The sequence below is a fragment of the Brucella rhizosphaerae genome (assembly GCF_002252475.1).
Classification (GTDB): Bacteria; Pseudomonadota; Alphaproteobacteria; order Rhizobiales; family Rhizobiaceae; genus Brucella; species Brucella rhizosphaerae.
Genome location: NZ_NNRK01000006.1, coordinates 1 through 314 on the forward strand (window position 1 = coordinate 1; position 314 = coordinate 314).

Here is a 314-nt window from a genome sequence, read left to right on the forward strand (position 1 = left end):
AACATCACCATGGATAATGCTACGGTCATCAGCACCACGGGTGTTGGCTCACATGCGATTTCCATTGAGGGTGGCGCAACAAAAACCTATGGCATGGATGCCGACCTTGCCTATGATATCTCGGTGACGGGTAAGGACTCGGCGGTGTTTCATGCTGTCGACACGGGCAGTGTACTGACCGTGAGCGATGTCACTTTAAATCCCACTGCTGCGTCGGGTGCGGATTCATGGACGGCCATAGCCGAAAATGGCGGTACGATTGATTTTGCGAATATCGCCAGCGGCATCAAGAGCATCTGGGCGAAGGGGTCTGA

General features: G+C 53.8%; 1 protein-coding gene. It reads left to right on the forward strand.

From position 1 onward, the window contains the following. A partial coding sequence (locus CEV32_RS23555) for a hypothetical protein (RefSeq protein ID WP_167382712.1) occupies positions 1 to 314 on the forward strand: 314 nt, incomplete at both ends.